This is a genomic window from Streptomyces sp. NPDC005302 (assembly GCF_040607345.1).
In the GTDB taxonomy this organism is placed as follows: domain Bacteria; phylum Actinomycetota; class Actinomycetes; order Streptomycetales; family Streptomycetaceae; genus Streptomyces.
This window is the reverse complement of the sequence record NZ_JBEXGN010000001.1, coordinates 454,881-471,786: the sequence shown is the minus strand read 5'-3', so window position 1 is coordinate 471,786 and position 16,906 is coordinate 454,881. Positions and strand designations below refer to the sequence as shown.

Genomic DNA, 16,906 nt, shown 5'->3' with positions numbered 1-16,906 from the left:
GGCGCCGCACATCACCCGCCCCGCATCACCCGCCGCGCGCTAGCGCCGCCTGCGCGCCGTCCCGAAGAGCGACCGGGTGATCTCCCGTCCGATCTGGGTGCCCACCGACCGCGCCAGGGACTTGAACATCCCGCTGCCGACGACCTGCTCGACGACGGAGGCCTCCTCCTTCGGGGCTCGGCTCCGGCCGCCGCCGGACCGCTCGGCCCGCGGAGCGTCCTGCCCGTCCCGCCCGGCGGAACCGGCCGCCCCGCCACCCTCGGCCCGCGCCGTGAGCTTCTCGTAGGCCGACTCGCGGTCCACCGCCTGCGCGTACCGCCCGTGCAGCGGCGAAGCGAGCACCGCCCGGTCGAGCGCGTCCGGCGCCACCGGCCCCATCAGGGACTGCGGCGCCCTCAGGCGGGTCACGGCGACCGGGGTCGGGGCGCCCTTCTCGCTCAGCACGGTGACGACGGCCTCGCCGGTACCGAGGCCGGTGAGCACCTCTTCGAGGTCGTACGGAGAGTTGGGGAACGTCTTCACCGTCGCCTTCAGCGCCTTCTGGTCGTCCGGCGTGTAGGCGCGCAGCGCGTGCTGGACGCGGTTGCCGAGCTGGGCGAGGACGTCACCGGGTACGTCCTTGGGCGTCTGCGTCACGAAGAAGACGCCGACCCCTTTCGAGCGAATCAGCCGGACGGTCTGCGTGATGGAGTCGAGGAACGCCTTGGAGGCGTCGTTGAAGAGCAGATGGGCCTCGTCGAAGAAGAAGACGAGCTTCGGCCTGTCCGAGTCTCCGACCTCCGGAAGGTCGTGGAAGAGGTCGGCGAGCAGCCACATGAGGAAGGTCGAGAAGAGCTGCGGCTTGTCCTGCACGGCGGGCAGTTCGAGGACCGACACCACGCCCCGGCCGTCCTGCGCGGTCCGCGTCAGTTCGCTCGTGTCGAACTCCGGCTCCCCGAAGAAAGGGCTCATGCCCTGCGCCTCGAAGGCGGTGAGGGAGCGCAGGATGACGCCCGCCGTGGCGGTGGAGAGACCCCCGATCCCCTTCAGCTCCTGCTTGCCCTCGTCCGAGGTCAGGAAGGTGACGACCGCGCGCAGGTCCTTGAGGTCGACGAGCTCCAGGCCCTTCTGGTCGGCGTAGTGGAAGATCAGGCCGAGCGACTGCTCCTGGGTCTGGTTGAGCCCGAGCACCTTGGAGAGCAGGACGGGACCGAAGCTGGTGACCGTGGCGCGGACGGGGATGCCGTGGCCGAGGCCGCCGAGCGCGTAGAACTCCGCGGGGCAGCCGCCCGGCGTCCACTCCTGGTGGACCTCCCCGGCCCGTTCCCGGACCTTGTCCCCGGGCTCGCCCGGCGCCGAGATCCCGGAGACGTCGCCCTTGACGTCGGCGAGGAACACGGGGACGCCCTGCGCCGACAGCTGTTCGGCGATGAGCTGGAGCGTCTTGGTCTTGCCGGTGCCGGTGGCGCCCGCGACAAGACCGTGCCGGTTGAGCATCGGCAGCGGCACGCGGATCTGCGCGTCGGGCAGACAGGCGCCGTCCCAGAGCAGCGCGCCGAGGTCGAGGGCCGGTCCGGCGAAGGCGTAGCCGGCGGCGATCTCCAGGGCCTCCCGCGGGAGAGCGGGGGCGCCGCCGGGCCCCTCGGGACCGGCCCCAGCGGCAGCCGACGGCACGGTCTCGCTGTCACTCATATCAGACCTCTGTTCCCGATTTGCACTGCTTTGCGGCGGCATTTCCAGCGTCGCACTCCGTCGCCGTGGCTGCGCCCGGAACGTCTTGACCGGTAGGCTTTCCGTGTGATCTTCAAGCGCATCGGAAACGGCCGGCCGTACCCCGACCACGGCCGGGAAAGCACCCGGCAGTGGGCGGACGTCGCGCCGCGCCCGGTCCGCCTCGATCAGCTCGTGACGACCAAGGGCCAGCTGGACCTGGAGACCCTCCTCGCCGAGGACTCCACCTTCTACGGCGACCTCTTCGCCCACGTCGTCAAGTGGCAGGGCGATCTGTACCTGGAGGACGGCCTGCACCGCGCCGTCCGCGCCGCGCTCCAACAGCGCCAGGTGCTGCACGCGCGCGTCCTTGAACTGGACTAATGGCCACGGCTTGACCCCAATGGGTTGAACTGAGCGCCGAGCAATGATCATTTAGTAGGCATCGCCGTCCGGGCGCACTACGCTGCGCCCATGAGCATGCTCACTCCCCCTGGCATGGGTGGCCAGTACCGGATCACGGGGGACAAGTACCCGCGGATGCGCCGACCCCGGGGGCGCCGCAGGCTCGCGTTCCTGGTCGTCGCCTCCGTCGCCGCACTCGGGCTGATCGGGTGGGGAACCCTGCAGCTCATCGACGTCTTCACCGGTGGCGGCAAGGCCAGCGCCGCGGGTACGAAGGCGGACTGCGGGTCCAAGGCCTCCCCCGCGGCGAAAGCCTCCGCGGCGGCCGCGGTCGCGGGCACTCTTCCGAAGCCGGGGCAGATCACCGTGAACGTTTTCAACGCGACGCCCCGCAGCGGGCTCGCCAAGCAGACCGCGGACGAGCTGAAGAAACGCGGCTTCAAGATCGGCGACGTGGGCAACGCGACGGCCGCCTACGACAAGAAGGTCGAGGGCGCCGGTCTGCTGCTCGGCGGCAAGGACGCCGACCGGGCCGCACTCCCCGTCCTCAACACCCAGCTCTCCGGCGCCCAGCTGAAGACCGACGGCCGTTCGCAGCCGACCACCGTCGACCTCATCATCGGCAACGGCTTCAAGACGCTCACGAAGAAGGAGGACGCCGACAAGGCGCTGACCGTGCTGGCCCAGCCCGTGCCGACGCCCTCCACCAAGAAGAGCTGCTGACTCCTCGGAACGAAACCCCGGGCTCCGCCGAACACCCGTTCCGCGGAGCCCGCTTCCGAAGAGCCGTCCGTTCCGTGGTTACTCAGCCGCGCCGTACATCCGGTCGCCCGCGTCGCCGAGGCCCGGCACGATGTAGCCGTGCTCGTTCAGGCGCTCGTCGATCGAGGCCGTCACGACGGTGACCGGCGTGCCCGCCAGGTCCCGCTCCATCACCTCGACGCCCTCCGGCGCGGCCAGCAGGACGACGGCGGTGACATCGTCGGCGCCGCGCTTGATCAGCTCCTGGATCGCCGCGACCAGGGTGCCGCCGGTGGCCAGCATCGGGTCGAGGACGTACACCTGCCGGCCCGAGAGGTCGTCCGGCATACGGGTGGCGTACGTGGAGGCCTGAAGCGTCTCCTCGTCGCGCACCATGCCCAGGAAGCCCACCTCCGCGGTCGGCAGCAGCCGGACCATGCCGTCGAGCATGCCGAGGCCGGCGCGCAGGATCGGCACGACGAGGGGGCGGGGGTAGGAGAGCTTGACGCCCGTGGTCGGGGAGACCGGGGTCACGATGTCGACCTGCTCCGTCCGCACGTCACGGGTGGCCTCGTAGGCGAGCAGGGTGACCAGCTCGTCGGCGAGCCGCCGGAAGGTCGCGGAGTCGGTGCGCCGGTCGCGCAGGGTGGTGAGCTTATGGGCGACCAGAGGGTGGTCGACGACGTGGAGACGCATGTCCACAACAGTAGCCGGGCCCCGTGCGCCCGCCACTGCCCCGTCCGGCACGCCCCGGCCCGCCGGGTCACCCGTCCGCTGGCATCAAACCGACCATCGGAGGGAAGGTGGGAGGGACGGACCTGGGGTGGTGTGCCAATGCGGAACCCGGAAGAGGAGACCTCCGAGCGGCAGGAGAGCGACGCCGAGCGCCGGAGGCGACGGGCCCAGTTCCTGCGCGACCTGGCCGAGGCGCGCGAGCTGCGCGACCGCGTCCAGCCCCGCCGGGCCAAGACTGCCCGCCTGCGCCACGCCATGCGTATGCGCACGTTCCGCTGGTAGACCGCCCGCACGGCGGGGCGGACCCGCGTGCCCGCCCCGCCGACGGGAACGACACCGCGCGGCGCCGGGGCGACGCGCCCGCACCGGGCCGGCGCCGCGACCGCGCGGCCGTCGCCAACTCGCCCAGGGCGAAGCCCGGATCACGGCGCACGTCAGCGCCCGCGACGCGCCCGCCGCGCGGGCCGCATCACACCCCGCGCCACGTCCGCGGCACGCCGACGTGTCGGGCCGGGAGGTGCCTGCGCGGCGGGGGCATCCGCGTACGATCCGCTGTTAGCGATCAAAAGAGGCAGACACAGCAGGCCGAAGACGTCCCCTGATCGCTCTGTTTCTGCCACGATTCCGAGTGGGCGGGGCTCAGCGCAACACTCCCCGCCCACAGCCTCCGCCGGGGGGAATCCCAACCGGCACACCTATGACCAGTGGGAGAGTCACGGTGTACTTCGCCGCACTGCTCGCGCGCACCGAAGACGGGTGGAAAGCGAGCGACACAGAGCTCGACGATGTGGAAACCCTGTCGGATCTGACCGACCTGGCCCGTGAAGTCTCGGACGAGGACACGGTCCTGCTGCTCATCGAGCAGGAGGACGCGTGGTTCGGCGTCGTCCGCGTGGACGGCGAGGAGGACCCTCGCATCTACGTGTCGGACGCCGCCGCCGCCGCCCGCAGTTCGTACGGCGAGATCCTGCTCACGGACGAAGTGCTGGGCCGGGAACCGGGCGGCGACGACGCCGACCTGGACGCCCTCGACCTGGACGGCACGGAGGACGGTGAGCCCGCGGACTCCGAGGACGACGAGGAGGAAGAAGAGGGGAGTGTGTCCGGCGACGCCGTGTCACACAGCCCCGTAGGGGACCGCTACATCCTCGCGGACCTCGGCGTGAGCGAGAGGGAACTGCTCGCCCTGGACGAAGGCGAGGCGCTCAGCACGATCGCCGAGTCGCTGGGGGCGGCCGAGATCCTGGAGACCGTCCGCTAGGCCCCGGGACGGCGGGCAGCCCCTCTGTACCGGCGAGCCAGGCCCCCGCTCCCCGGACCGAACGACGCGGCACGACATCAGCAACGACGGACGTCGCCGGGCCGGCCCGCACCACGCGGCCGGCTCCGCAGTCCTGTCCGCACCGCGGCGGGACGACGCCACCGCCGGTGGACCGGCCCCCGCCTCACGCGGAATCCGCGGCCCGGCTCCGGGCGGGGCCGGCCACCTGGGCCTGCCCGCTCACTCGGTGCCGCGCGCTCCGGAGCCGCACCTGCCCTCGCGGCCCCGACGGTGCCCTCGGGCCCGTCCGCGCACCTCGGCCCGGCGGGGTTCCGCTAGGTTCCCGGGGTGAGCACCCCCCATCAGGCACCCCGGCCCGATCCCGTACGCGACCCCTGGCGGGACCCGATGCGGCTCGCTCTGGACGAGGCGCGGCTGGCCGTCCGGGACGGGGACGTTCCCGTCGGTGCCGTCGTGCTGGCCCCGGACGGGACGACCGTGCTGGCGGCCGGGCACAACGAACGCGAGGCCACCGGCGACCCGACGGCGCACGCCGAGGTCCTCGCGCTGCGCAGGGCCGCCGCACGGCTCGGCGAGTGGCGGCTGACCGGCTGCACGCTCGTCGTCACCCTGGAGCCCTGCACGATGTGCGCGGGCGCGCTCGTGCAGTCCCGGGTCGAGCGGGTGGTCTACGGCGCCCGCGACGAGAAGGCGGGCGCCACCGGCTCCGTCTGGGACGTGGTCCGGGACCGGCGGCTGAACCACCGGCCCGAGGTCGTCGAGGGCGTCCTCGCCGGGGAGTGCGCCGCGCTGCTCACCGACTTCTTCCGCGACCGCTGACCGCGGCCGGGGGCTCGTCGGCCCGTGTCCCACGCGGAAGTTCCGGGGTCCCGAAACGGATTTCAGACCATGGCCCCCCTTGGGGTAGGGTCTTCCTCGGTAGCGTGTCCGAGCGGCCGAAGGAGCTCGCCTCGAAAGCGAGTGTGGCGTAACCCGTCACCGAGGGTTCAAATCCCTCCGCTACCGCTTCTGAAGGGCCCCGTCGAAAGACGGGGCCCTTCACGCGTTCCGGGACGTGCGGGTCCGCTCGGGGCTCCGGACACGGAAAAGCCCCGGCGTCCGCTCAGTCGCCGGGGCTTACCTTCCGCACCCACAAGGGGCGGGGGAGGCGGCATCGGGGGGACAGCCGCCTCCCCCGTTTCAAGGACCCTCAGGTCCACGCCGCCGTCTCGGGGGAAGCTGCGGCGCGGACCCCGCAGTGAGGCCCCTCCGGGCCCCGCGGACTTCCTGCCGGTTCCGCCGGGGCTCTCTTCCATCCTGACCTGCGACAGCGCGTCCGGGGCCCGGCAAAAGACCTCGACCAGTGGGCCGTTGGTCCCTAAAGAGCGTGTGAAGGTTAAACTCACCGCCGGCAACAGGGGGCCCACCGGGCGCAGCAGGCACAGGGGAGGCCGCCATGGCGGTGAATTCGAAGAAGATCGCGATCTACGTCGTCGTGGTCTTCGCGCTCTACGTGATCATCACGGATCCGGCCAAGGCCGCGGACTACGTCCAGATAGGCTTCGAGGGCATATCGAGCGCCGCCCAGGCGGTGGGCGACTTCATGACCTGGGTCGCCGACGGAGCCCAGAACTGACGCCCGGCGCCGACACCACCAAGGAGTTCCCGTGATCCGCCATCTGGTCCTCTTCAAGCTCAACGACGGCGTCGAGCGGGACGAGCCCCGTGTCGTCGAGGGCGTCGCCGCCTTCCGCGCGCTCGGTGACCAGATCCCCGAACTGCGGTTCTGGGAGTGCGACTGGAACATCACCGACCGGCCGATCGCCTACGACTTCGCGATCAACTCCGCCGTCGACGACACCGACGCGCTCACGCGCTACCTGGAGCACCCGGCCCACCAGGCGGGCGTCGCCCTCTGGCGCGAGTTCGCCACCTGGGTGATCGCGGACTATCCGTTCTGATCGGTACGCCCGCTCGGCCGGCCCTCCGGTCGTTCGACCGGAGCGATCCGACGGGTCGAACGGATCGGACGGACCGGATCGTTCCGACTGGTCCTCCTGGCCCTTGACCCGACCGCCGCGACCGGCCTCGGCCGACCTCATTTCCCACCCCTGACCGCATCCGGCCAGGGGTTTTTGGTGTCTTGAGCCCCAACTCTCCCCCAACACGGCAATATGCGGTGCTTGCACACAGTGCACATGTCTTGTGATGCTATGACCGCTTTTGACGGATGAGTTGACGGATACGTTGACGGACGTTGACGAATGACGAGGTGGCGTTGACCGTGTCGGCCAGTACTGCGCCGCCCCAGGAGGAAGCCCCGGCCAAGGCCCAGGCACCGGCCCCCGCACATGCCCCGGCCCAGGCCCCGCCCTCGCCCCCGGCGCAGAGCACCGCACCGAACGCCACAGCAGGCTCCGCTGCGGACGCCGCAGCAGGCACCGCGACCGCCGCCGCACCCGAGGCACCCGTCATCGAGACGGCCCCGGAGGTCGCTCCCGAGCGCCGCCGCGGCGCCGACACCCGGGCCCTGACGCAGGTGCTCTTCGGCCAGCTCAAGGTGCTGGAGCCGGGCACCGCCGAGCACAACCGGGTCCGCGGGGCGCTCATCGAGGCCAACCTCCCGCTCGTCCGGTACGCGGCGGCCCGCTTCCGCTCCCGCAACGAGCCGATGGAGGACGTCGTCCAGGTCGGCACGATCGGCCTGATCAACGCCATCGACCGCTTCGACCCCGACCGGGGCGTGCAGTTCCCGACCTTCGCGATGCCGACGGTCGTGGGGGAGATCAAGCGGTACTTCCGCGACAACGTCCGCACCGTCCACGTACCGCGCCGGCTGCACGAGCTGTGGGTGCAGGTGAACTCCGCGACGGAGGACCTGACGACCGCCTTCGGACGCTCGCCCACCACCTCGGAGATCGCCGAGCGGCTGCGCATCACCGAGGAGGAGGTGCTCTCCTGCATCGAGGCCGGCCGCTCGTACCACGCCACCTCCCTCGAGGCCGCCCAGGAGGGTGACGGGCTGCCGGGACTGCTCGACCGGCTCGGCTACGAGGACCCCGCGCTCGACGGGGTCGAGCACCGCGACCTCGTACGGCATCTGCTCGTACAGTTGCCCGAACGCGAGCAGCGGATCCTGCTGTTGCGCTACTACAGCAACCTCACGCAGTCACAGATCAGCGCGGAACTGGGAGTGTCCCAGATGCATGTGTCAAGGCTGCTCGCCCGTAGTTTCGCGCGTCTTCGATCCGCAAACAGGTTCGAGGCGTAACCGACAAGAGCGAATCGCTCAAGGTCACTTTTTTCGGCGGTTGAACGCTGAAACACCGTCAGACCCCCTTTTTCCAGGGCCTATTCACCCTCTCCATGTCGACATGTCACTACAGCGTGTTGCCGACATGTGACATTCTTCCGGAAGCGCGTTTGCCGCGGCCCCGCCTCCGGTATTCAGGTGGAGGCTGCGTTCCTCCGACGGGAGCGATTGCCGCGACCGTCCGCGACCCAAAGGGGGTGGCATGTCCGCAGATCAGGGCAGCTCCAAGGTGCTCACGCTCACGAAGAGCGACGCAGTGCCCGAGGCGCACGCCGCGCTTCCCGATGTCCCTGCCGCCGAGGCCCCGGAAGCCGTTCTGGTCCCCGAGTCCTCGGGCGCCATCGACACCCGGACCTTGTCCCGCTCCCTCTTCCTGCGGCTCGCCGCACTCGGCGAGAACAGCCCGGAGCGTGGCTACGTCCGGGACACCCTCATCGAGCTCAACCTCCCGCTCGTCCGGTACGCGGCGGCCCGCTTCCGCTCCCGCAACGAGCCGATGGAGGACATCGTCCAGGTCGGCACGATCGGCCTGATCAAGGCGATCGACCGCTTCGACTGCGAACGCGGCGTGGAGTTCCCGACGTTCGCGATGCCGACCGTCGTCGGCGAGATCAAGCGCTTCTTCCGGGACACCTCCTGGTCGGTGCGCGTCCCGCGTCGCCTGCAGGAGCTGCGGCTCGCCCTCACCAAGGCCAGTGACGAGCTCTCCCAGAAGCTCGACCGCTCGCCGACGGTCGCCGAACTCGCCACCGTGCTCGGGGTGTCCGAGGAGGACGTGGTCGACGGTCTCGCCGTCGGCAACGCGTACACCGCCTCCTCGCTCGACTCGCCCGCGCCCGAGGACGACGGCGGCGAGGGCTCCCTCGCGGACCGCCTCGGCTACGAGGACACCGCGCTGGAGGGCGTGGAGTACCGCGAGTCGCTCAAGCCGCTGCTCGCCAAACTGCCGCCCCGTGAGCGCCGGATCATCATGCTGCGCTTCTTCGCCAACATGACCCAGTCGCAGATCGGCGAGGAGGTCGGCATCTCGCAGATGCACGTCTCCCGCCTCCTCACCCGCACGCTGTCCCAGCTGCGCGAGGGCCTGATCTCCGACTGAACACCCCACACGGGGTTCATAATTGACGGTCCGTCAGTCACACTGGCGCGATGCGTCACGAGTCGATGTCCGGCCGCCGGGGTGCCCTGCTGGGCGCCTCGGCGGCCGTGCTGTGTCTGGGCGGAGTCCTGGCCGCGTGCGGGAGCGGCGGAGCCGGAGGCGGCTACGTCGCGGTCGGACCCGGGGGCGGTTCACCGGGGGCCTCGGGAGCCGCGGTGGCCCCGTCGGACGACGTGTCCCTGGTCCCGCTGGACGGTTCGGGCAGCCCGGGGTCCGGATCGGGCGGCGCCAAGTCCGGTACCGGGCAGACCGGTTCGGGCAAGGACGGATCGACGGCGTCCGGCGACGCTCCGGGTTCGGCCTCGGACGACGGCCTCGACGGTCCGGGAGACGAGAAGAGCGCGGGCGGCACCACGGCCGGGGGCGGTGACGGCTCCGGCGGCACGGCGGCCGGCACCGGCGGCGCGGGTTCCGGTTCGTCCTCCGGGTCCGGTTCCGGCCGTACGGGCGGGAGTTCGGGCGGACGTCCCGGCAGCGACGCCGGGCACACCTCGGCGCCGGCCACACCTGCACCGTCGGCGAGCGCCCGGCCCGCCGAGCTGGGCGTGACGGGGACCACGCGGGCGGGCACCGATCGGCGGTGGTGCGAGAAGGTCACCGTCTCGCTGCGCAACACCGGTGGCACGGCGGTGCGTTCGGGCACGGTGACGTTCGGGACGCACATCATCGGGTCGCTCGGGATCGACTGGGCGACGATCACCTCGACCGAGGCCCTTCCCGCGCCGATCGGCGCCGGCGCGAGGAAGGACGGCACCTGGACGGTGTGCGTCGACGCGTGGCGGGTGCCGTTGGGCATGCACATCGAGACGCGGGACGTGTCCGTCCAGTGGAAGTAGGACGTGAGAGCGGCGCGTGAAGGCGCGCCCGGCGGCCGGTGAGCCCGGCCCTCCCGGCTACTTGAACGCGAGCCAGGCCACCGCGGCGACGACCACGACGGCGACGATGACGCCGACGATCAGACCCACGCGGGGACCGGCGGGAGCCGCCGCCTGCTGCTGCTGGCCCTGGGGGGACTCGTCGACGAACGCACGGAACATCTGGGTGCTGCCCGCGGGGTCGTAGTTGCCCTCGGGGCCCTGGGTGTTTGCCATAGGCCAGGACACTAGCGAATCCGCGGGGTCTGCCCAAGTGCAGGGTTCCGCTTTCCCCCACGCCGAGGGGCGGTTCGACCGGAACACCCGATCCGCGGCGGCCCCGCACGCCGCCGAACGCGCGTCCGACGGGCGCTCCGGGCCCCGTCACAGCGAGCCCATAGCCTGACGGCCGCCCTCACCTGCGGGTTTACATTCGCCAATGCTTGCCTTTGCCAAGTTTTTAGCCCTGAAGCCTCGAACTCGTTTGCCTGCGGCAACCAACTGCTTTTATGGTTGCCCTAAGCAACGAATAGGGGTGTGATGGCCGAGCAGGCGCAGTACGAGGAATTGGCTCGTCAGCTCAGCGCCATCGGTGCCGTGAAGAGGGACATGGGCCGGATCCTGCCGCCCGACTGTCCCGGGGGCTCCGCCGCCGTGCTCACGCTGCTCGGCCGGTACGGCGAGATGCGGATGAGCAGGCTCGCGGAGCTTCTCTCCGTGGACATGTCGGTGACCAGCCGCCATGTCGCGCATGTCGCCGACCGGGGCTGGATCGAACGGTTCCCCGACCCGGCCGACAAGCGCTCACGCATCCTGCGCCTCACCGGGACCGGCCAGGAGCAGCTCGACGAGCTCTCCCTGCGCACGTCGCGGCTGCTGGCCGACCGGCTCAGCCACTGGTCCGACGACGAGGTCGGACTGCTCATCGACCTGATGGGCCGGCTGCGCGAGAGCTTCGGCGACTGCCGCTCCACGCAGCGGACACCGGCGCACCCTCCCTCGTACGCGACCGACGTATCAGAACTGACCACCCGTACACCCGCTTAGTACGTAAGAAAAGGAAGCCCATGGCAACGACCACACCAGCCGGTGTGCGGGGCTCTCACGCCAAGCACGGAGGCGCCGCCGACGGCGCTCCGATGACGCACCGGCAGATCATGGAGGCGCTCTCCGGGCTCCTGCTCGGCATGTTCGTCGCGATCCTGTCGTCGACGATCGTCTCCAACGCCCTCCCCCGCATCATCGGTGACCTGGGCGGCGGCCAGTCCGCCTACACCTGGGTCGTCACGGCCGCGCTGCTCTCCATGACCGCGACCACGCCCCTGTGGGGCAAGCTGTCCGACCTGTACAGCAAGAAGGCGCTCGTCCAGATAGCGCTCGTCATCTACGTACTGGGATCGGCCGCCGCGGGTCTCTCGCAGAACGCCGGCATGCTGATCGCCTGCCGCGTCGTGCAGGGCGTCGGCGTCGGCGGTCTGTCCGCCCTCGCGCAGATCGTGATGGCCGCGATGATCTCCCCGCGTGAGCGCGGGCGCTACTCCGGCTACCTCGGCGCGACGTTCGCAGTCGCGACGGTCGGCGGCCCGCTGCTCGGCGGTGTCATCACCGACACCAGCTGGCTCGGCTGGCGCTGGTGCTTCTACGTCGGGGTGCCGTTCGCGATCATCGCGCTCATCGTGCTGCAGAAGACCCTGCACCTGCCCGTCGTGAAGCGGGACGTGAAGGTCGACTGGGGCGGCGCGTTCTTCATCTCCGCCGCGGTCTCCCTGCTCCTGCTGTGGGTCACCTTCGCCGGTGACAAGTACGACTGGGTCTCCTGGCAGACGTACACGATGGTCGCCGGCGCGATCGTCCTCGGACTGCTCTTCGTCCTTGTCGAGTCGAAGGTCAGCGAGCCGATCATCCCGCTGCGGCTGTTCCGCAACCGGACGATCACCCTGTCCTCCCTCGCCTCGCTGTTCGTCGGCGTCGCGATGTTCACCGGCACCGTCTTCTTCAGCCAGTACTTCCAGCTCGCCCGGGACAAGTCCCCGACGATGTCGGGCGTCATGACGATCCCGATGATCGCCGGCCTGTTCGTCTCGTCCACGGTCTCCGGACAGGTCATCACCAAGACCGGCCGGTGGAAGTACTGGCTCGTCAGCGGCGGCTTCCTGGTCACCGCGGGTCTCGGCCTCCTCGGCACGATCCGCTACGACACGACGTACTGGCACATCGCGATCTTCATGGCGCTGCTGGGTCTCGGCATCGGCATGATGATGCAGAACCTGGTGCTGTCCACGCAGAACCAGGTGGCGCCGTCCGACCTGGGCTCCGCCAGCTCCACGGTCACCTTCTTCCGTTCCCTCGGTGGTGCGATCGGTGTCTCCGCGCTCGGCGCGGTCATGGCCCACCGGATCACCGACTACGCGAAGGACGGGCTCGCCGACCTCGGCCCCAAGTACGCCTCTCTCGGCTCCGGTTCGGACTCCAGCATCCCGGACATGGACAAGCTGCCCGCGCCGCTGCGCACGGTGATGGAGAGCGCGTACGGCCACGGCATCGCGGACGTCTTCCTGATCGCCGCCGGCCTGGCTCTGCTGGCCTTCCTCATCGTGCTGTTCATCAAGGAGGTCCCGCTGCGGACGTCCGGCGCGCTGGCCCAGGCCGCCGCCGACCAGCCCGGTGCCCCGGCCACCGAGACGGCCGTCGCCGAGTCCGTCGAGGTCCCGGCCGCCGCCGAGCGGATCCCCGCCCAGGCCGTCGCGGCCACCGAGGCGGGCCCCGAGGGCACGCAGCGCCTCGCCGCTGTCGCCACCGCGACGCGTGAGAGCGTCCCGCAGCCCGCGTCCGGCGGCATCCCGGTGCGCGGCCAGGTCCGCGGCGCCGAGAGCGCGCCCGTGCCGCAGGCCGCCGTCACGCTGATCTCCCTCGCGGGACGTCAGCTCGGCCGCTCGGTCGCCCAGGCCGACGGCTCCTACGCGGTGGACGCGCCCGGCGTCGGCTCCTACGTCCTGATCGCCTCCGCCGACGGCTTCCAGCCGCAGGCCTCGACGATCGTCGTGAACGACGAGCCGCTCACGTACGACATCCTGCTGAGCGGCACGAGCGGGCTCAGCGGTGTCGTCCGGGCGGCCGACGGCGGTACCCCCGTCAAGGACGCGATGGTCATCGTGACCGACGTCCGCGGTGACGTGCTGGCCACCGGAACCACCGGTGAGCAGGGCGAGTTCGCCTTCGCCGAGCTGGTGCCCGGAGTCGTCACGGTCGCCGTGAACGCGGCGGGCCACCGGCCGCGCGCCCTGCCCGTCGAGGTGGGCGGCACCGGGGTCACCCGGATCGAGGTCGACCTCGACTCGGGCTCCCAGGTCCAGGGTGTCGTCCGGGCGCCCAACGGCCCCCTGTCGGACGCCCGCGTGACGCTGGTCGACGCGGCAGGCAACGTGGTCGGCACCGCCAGGACCGGTGGCGACGGCGCCTACGCCTTCACCGACCTGGACGGCGGCGAGTACACCGTCATCGCGACCGGCTACCCGCCGGTGGCGACGGCCCTGACCGTCGGCGGCCGTGGCGTGGACGACCACGACATCGAACTCGCCCACCCCGGCGAGTAGTCCGAAGCCCCGGCCCGTGGGGAGCGCGCACTCTGAGCGGAGGTGCGCCCCCCACGGGCCGGTTTTCATTGCTGCATCGCAAGGAGTTACTGCACATGGGACTGACCGCGAAGATCCGTACGCGGGACGGATGGGCCGTGTCGCACGCGGTCGTCACGGTGACCGACATGACCGGCACGCAGGTGCTGCGGGCCGAGGCGGACACCGACGGGGCCATCCATGACACCACGAGCCTCGCGCCCGGCGCGTACACCGTGATCGTGACCGCGGTCGGGTACGCGCCCGCCGCGTCCAGCGCCATCGTCACGGCCGCCGGCCGGGCCGAGGTCGGCCAGGTGACCCTGGCCCGCCAGGGCGGCACCGAGCTGCCCCCGCCCGGCCCGTGGACCATCGACCCGGCCCACTCCTCCATCGGCGCGGTGGCCCAGCACCTGGGCATCTCCAGCGTGCACGGCCGGTTCACGGACTTCACCGGCCGTATCGAGATCGCCCCCGACGACGTGACCGGGTCCCGCGTGGAGGCGACGATCTCCGCCGCCTCCATCGACACCGGCAACGGCATGCGCGACGGCCACCTGAAGTCGCCGGACTTCCTGGACGTGGAGAAGTACCCGCACATCACCTACCGGTCGACGGGCGTGACGCCCGCGGGCTCCGACCGCTGGACCGTGCACGGCGAACTCACCATGCACGGCGTCGTACGCCCCGTCGACCTCTCCCTCGCCTACCTCGGCACCGGCGCCGACCCGTGGGGCGGCACCCGCGCCGCGTTCCGCGCGACCGTGGAACTGCGCCGCGAGGACTTCGCCATGAACTACAACCAGGTCGTCCAGGCGGGCATCTCCGCCATCGGCACCACGCTGAAGGTGGAGCTGGACATCCAGGCGGTGCAGGGGGAGTCGCTGCCCGCCGTCTGAGCGCGGCTCAGTCGCCCTCACTGGCGTCGACGATCCGTCGGGCCAGGTCACGGAGCTTGACGTTCTCCCGCTGGGAAGTGCGCACGAGGCTGTCGAACGCCTCGGACGCGTCGATGTCGAGCCGCTCCATCAGGATGCCCGTGGCCTGCCCGATCAGGTCCCGGGTGCGCATCGCCTCGGTGAGCTGCTCGCGCATGGTCGCCGTCTCCAGCGCGATGCTGACGTGCGCGGTGAACAGCCGGCCGACCCGGGTGGCCTGGTCGTCGAAGGCCCGTGGCTTGCCCGCGTACGCCGTCAGGACCGTCAGCCGGCGCCGGTCGGCCCGGAGTCTGAGCGACAGCACCGATCTCAGCCCGAGGCTCGACAGTGCGAGGTCCCCGTCCTCCCCCATGGAGGCACTGTCCTCGATCCGGGCCACCGGAGCCGTCCACAGCCGGTTCCAGTACGGCTGGTGCTCACGGCCCGCGTTCAGCGTGTCGGCGGAGCGGACGACCTCGTCCGTCCAGGCCAGCGTCTCCCGGTGGGCCTTGCGCTCGATCACGGAGATCCCGGCGTGCTCGGCGCCCGGCAGGACGTGCACGGCGAGCCGGACGGCGGTCCGCAGGGTGCTGTGCGTGCTCACGGTGTCGTGCAACTGCTGCGCGGCGACCGTCAGGGCATCCGCCAGCTCGAAACCCGCAGCAAAACGGGGCAATTCAGGAAACTCGAACGCAGCCACCACGAACCTCTTCGGCATGCACGGCCAAACGGCCATGCGCAGGAGAGCTCCGCAGCACATTCCCGACTGCGAGCACAGGACGAACAGCACTTTAGCTGTTCGGATGGGGTGTCGTGGCGCCCACCGGCACAGCCCGCGGGCGACAGGGGCGCACGCGGCCTACGCTGATCGCATGGCACCCAACATCGCGACGAACACCTCCGTCTCCCTGGACGAGTTGCTGGACTTCGTACGCCCCCGGCACCGGGCCGTCCTGCTGACCCGCCGTGCCGACGGCGGCCCTCAGGGCTCCCCGCTGACCTGCGGTGTCGACGACTCCGGCCGCATCGTCGTGTCGACGTACCCCGGGCGGGCCAAGACGCGCAACGCCCAGCGTGACGAGCGGGTCAGCCTGATCGTCCTCAGCGACGAGTGGAACGGGCCCTGGGTCCAGATCGACGGCACCGCCGAGGTGATCGACTCCCCCGACTCGGTCGAGCCGCTCGTGGAGTACTACCGGAACATCGCCGGGGAGCATCCGGACTGGGACGAGTACCGCGCCGCGATGCTCAAGCAGGGCAAGTCGATCATCCGGGTCACCCCGACCCGCTGGGGCCCCGTCGCCACCGGTGGCTTCCCGGCGCACCTGGCCCCGCAGGACTAGGGCCTGTCCGACAATTCCCGTCGTCGCCCGGAGGGCGGCCGGGCGGCGTCAGGTGCGTGCGGGTCGGCACGGGGCTCAGCCCCGTGCCACCATCGCCTCGATCCCGGCGACCAGGAGATCCAGCGCGAACCCGAAGTCCCGGTCCCGCATCTCCGACACGGTGTCGCCGCCCCGTGCCTCCATCAGGTCGGCCGCACTGGCGAAGTCCGCGGCCAGCTGCGGCTGTTCGCTGATCGTGCTCATGGCCTCGCGGAAGTACTCGTCCTGCGACACCCCCGCCGTGGCGCAGCGCTGGACGAAGTGGCCCTCGATCGTCCCGAACCCGTACACGAACTGGAAGACGGCCGACATCGCCCCGGTCTGGCCGCGCGGCGGCAGCCCGGTGTTCCGGATCACCCGCTGCACGCACATCGAGAACGCCATGGAGTGCGGCCCGATGTTCAGGAAGCTCCCGACGAGCGGCGACACCCACGGGTGGCGCACCAGCAGCGCCCGGTTCCCGACGGCCAGCGCCCGCAGCTGATCCCGCCAGTGTTCCGCCGACTCGACGTCCGGCAGGTCGAGTTCGCCGAAGACCGCGTCGAGCGCGAGCTCCAGCAGATCGTCCTTGGTGTCGACGTACCAGTACACGGACATGGCCGTGACGTTCAGCTCCGCGGCGAGACGCCGCATCGAGAACTTCGCGAGCCCCTCCGCGTCGAGCAACAGCACGGTGGCCTCGGTGATCCGTTCCCGGTCGAGCCCCGACGGCTGCCCGCCGCCCCGCGCGGCCCCGCCCCGGGGCGCCTTGCCCTCCAGCCAGACACTGGTCCGCGCCGGACGCTTGGCCCTGTCGGCTGCCCTCACCATGGCGCACCTTCCTCGGAACTCGAACCACG

At 71.0% G+C, this 16,906-nt stretch carries 19 protein-coding genes and 1 tRNA gene; 15 read left to right on the top strand and 5 right to left on the bottom strand.

Annotated features, from left to right (window positions below; all coding sequences use genetic code 11):
* Positions 1-39: 39 nt before the first annotated feature.
* Entirely contained in the window at positions 40-1,671 is a 1,632-nt protein-coding gene (locus ABZT74_RS02070; RefSeq protein WP_356432973.1) for a helicase HerA-like domain-containing protein, read from the bottom strand.
* A 105-nt stretch (positions 1,672-1,776) separates the two neighbouring features.
* Here ABZT74_RS02070 and ABZT74_RS02065 point away from each other — a divergent pair, with 105 nt between their 5' ends.
* Positions 1,777-2,073 carry a type II toxin-antitoxin system VapB family antitoxin gene (locus ABZT74_RS02065; RefSeq protein WP_003999914.1) on the top strand — a complete coding sequence of 99 codons (297 nt, stop codon included), beginning with the start codon at positions 1,777-1,779 and terminating at the stop codon, positions 2,071-2,073.
* Between the two features lie 90 nt (positions 2,074-2,163).
* On the top strand, positions 2,164-2,817 hold the full coding sequence (locus ABZT74_RS02060; protein WP_355871839.1) for a LytR C-terminal domain-containing protein: 654 nt from the start codon (positions 2,164-2,166) through the stop codon (positions 2,815-2,817).
* Positions 2,818-2,895: 78 nt separating this feature from the next.
* Here the strand turns inward: ABZT74_RS02060 and upp are convergent, their stop codons facing one another.
* Positions 2,896-3,531: a uracil phosphoribosyltransferase gene (gene upp / locus ABZT74_RS02055; protein ID WP_355871842.1), complete on the bottom strand. Its 636-nt coding sequence runs from the start codon at positions 3,529-3,531 to the stop codon at positions 2,896-2,898.
* Between the two features lie 138 nt (positions 3,532-3,669).
* Between upp and ABZT74_RS02050 the strand changes: the two genes are divergently transcribed.
* From ABZT74_RS02050 to ABZT74_RS02010, 9 genes are all read left to right on the top strand, one after another.
* Positions 3,670-3,852 carry a hypothetical protein gene (locus ABZT74_RS02050; protein ID WP_351426420.1) on the top strand — a complete coding sequence of 61 codons (183 nt, stop codon included), beginning with the start codon at positions 3,670-3,672 and terminating at the stop codon, positions 3,850-3,852.
* Positions 3,853-4,288: 436 nt separating this feature from the next.
* Positions 4,289-4,831, top strand: coding sequence for a hypothetical protein (locus ABZT74_RS02045; protein WP_355872113.1), 543 nt, complete (start codon positions 4,289-4,291; stop codon positions 4,829-4,831).
* Positions 4,832-5,239: 408 nt separating this feature from the next.
* Positions 5,240-5,671 (top strand): tRNA adenosine(34) deaminase TadA, encoded by a 432-nt coding sequence (tadA, locus tag ABZT74_RS02040; RefSeq protein WP_355872116.1) that lies wholly within the window; start codon positions 5,240-5,242, stop codon positions 5,669-5,671.
* A 98-nt stretch (positions 5,672-5,769) separates the two neighbouring features.
* Positions 5,770-5,857, top strand: a tRNA-Ser gene (locus ABZT74_RS02035).
* 430 nt (positions 5,858-6,287) lie between these two features.
* On the top strand, positions 6,288-6,467 hold the full coding sequence (locus ABZT74_RS02030; protein WP_355871845.1) for a hypothetical protein: 180 nt from the start codon (positions 6,288-6,290) through the stop codon (positions 6,465-6,467).
* Positions 6,468-6,498: 31 nt separating this feature from the next.
* Positions 6,499-6,792 (top strand): Dabb family protein, encoded by a 294-nt coding sequence (locus ABZT74_RS02025; RefSeq protein WP_355871848.1) that lies wholly within the window; start codon positions 6,499-6,501, stop codon positions 6,790-6,792.
* A 323-nt stretch (positions 6,793-7,115) separates the two neighbouring features.
* Positions 7,116-8,102, top strand: coding sequence for an RNA polymerase sigma factor SigF (locus ABZT74_RS02020; RefSeq protein WP_356432970.1), 987 nt, complete (start codon positions 7,116-7,118; stop codon positions 8,100-8,102).
* A gap of 244 nt (positions 8,103-8,346) precedes the next feature.
* Positions 8,347-9,243: an RNA polymerase sigma factor SigF gene (locus ABZT74_RS02015; RefSeq protein WP_164372621.1), complete on the top strand. Its 897-nt coding sequence runs from the start codon at positions 8,347-8,349 to the stop codon at positions 9,241-9,243.
* A gap of 50 nt (positions 9,244-9,293) precedes the next feature.
* Complete coding sequence (locus tag ABZT74_RS02010) at positions 9,294-10,139, top strand: hypothetical protein (protein WP_356169399.1); 846 nt, start codon at positions 9,294-9,296, stop codon at positions 10,137-10,139.
* A gap of 57 nt (positions 10,140-10,196) precedes the next feature.
* Here ABZT74_RS02010 and ABZT74_RS02005 read toward each other — a convergent pair whose 3' ends face one another.
* Positions 10,197-10,394, bottom strand: coding sequence for a hypothetical protein (locus tag ABZT74_RS02005; RefSeq protein WP_355871858.1), 198 nt, complete (start codon positions 10,392-10,394; stop codon positions 10,197-10,199).
* Positions 10,395-10,697: 303 nt separating this feature from the next.
* On the opposite strand from ABZT74_RS02005, the gene ABZT74_RS02000 reads away from it, so the two are divergent.
* The 3 genes from ABZT74_RS02000 (at position 10,698) to ABZT74_RS01990 (ending at position 14,667) form a co-directional block, all read left to right on the top strand.
* Positions 10,698-11,204, top strand: a complete 507-nt coding sequence (locus ABZT74_RS02000; protein ID WP_355872118.1) for a MarR family transcriptional regulator — start codon at positions 10,698-10,700, stop codon at positions 11,202-11,204.
* A gap of 20 nt (positions 11,205-11,224) precedes the next feature.
* Positions 11,225-13,750, top strand: coding sequence for an MFS transporter (locus ABZT74_RS01995; protein WP_356432968.1), 2,526 nt, complete (start codon positions 11,225-11,227; stop codon positions 13,748-13,750).
* Between the two features lie 95 nt (positions 13,751-13,845).
* Entirely contained in the window at positions 13,846-14,667 is an 822-nt protein-coding gene (locus ABZT74_RS01990; RefSeq protein ID WP_355871864.1) for a YceI family protein, read from the top strand.
* Between the two features lie 7 nt (positions 14,668-14,674).
* Here the strand turns inward: ABZT74_RS01990 and ABZT74_RS01985 are convergent, their stop codons facing one another.
* Positions 14,675-15,403 (bottom strand): ANTAR domain-containing protein, encoded by a 729-nt coding sequence (locus tag ABZT74_RS01985; RefSeq protein ID WP_356433037.1) that lies wholly within the window; start codon positions 15,401-15,403, stop codon positions 14,675-14,677.
* Between the two features lie 154 nt (positions 15,404-15,557).
* Here ABZT74_RS01985 and ABZT74_RS01980 point away from each other — a divergent pair, with 154 nt between their 5' ends.
* The gene (locus ABZT74_RS01980) at positions 15,558-16,028 is read left to right on the top strand and encodes a PPOX class F420-dependent oxidoreductase (RefSeq protein WP_356169393.1); all 471 of its coding nucleotides are present in this window, start codon (positions 15,558-15,560) and stop codon (positions 16,026-16,028) included.
* Between the two features lie 75 nt (positions 16,029-16,103).
* On the opposite strand, the gene ABZT74_RS01975 is transcribed toward ABZT74_RS01980, so the two are convergent.
* Positions 16,104-16,877: a TetR/AcrR family transcriptional regulator gene (locus ABZT74_RS01975; RefSeq protein WP_356432965.1), complete on the bottom strand. Its 774-nt coding sequence runs from the start codon at positions 16,875-16,877 to the stop codon at positions 16,104-16,106.
* Positions 16,878-16,906: the final 29 nt, after the last annotated feature.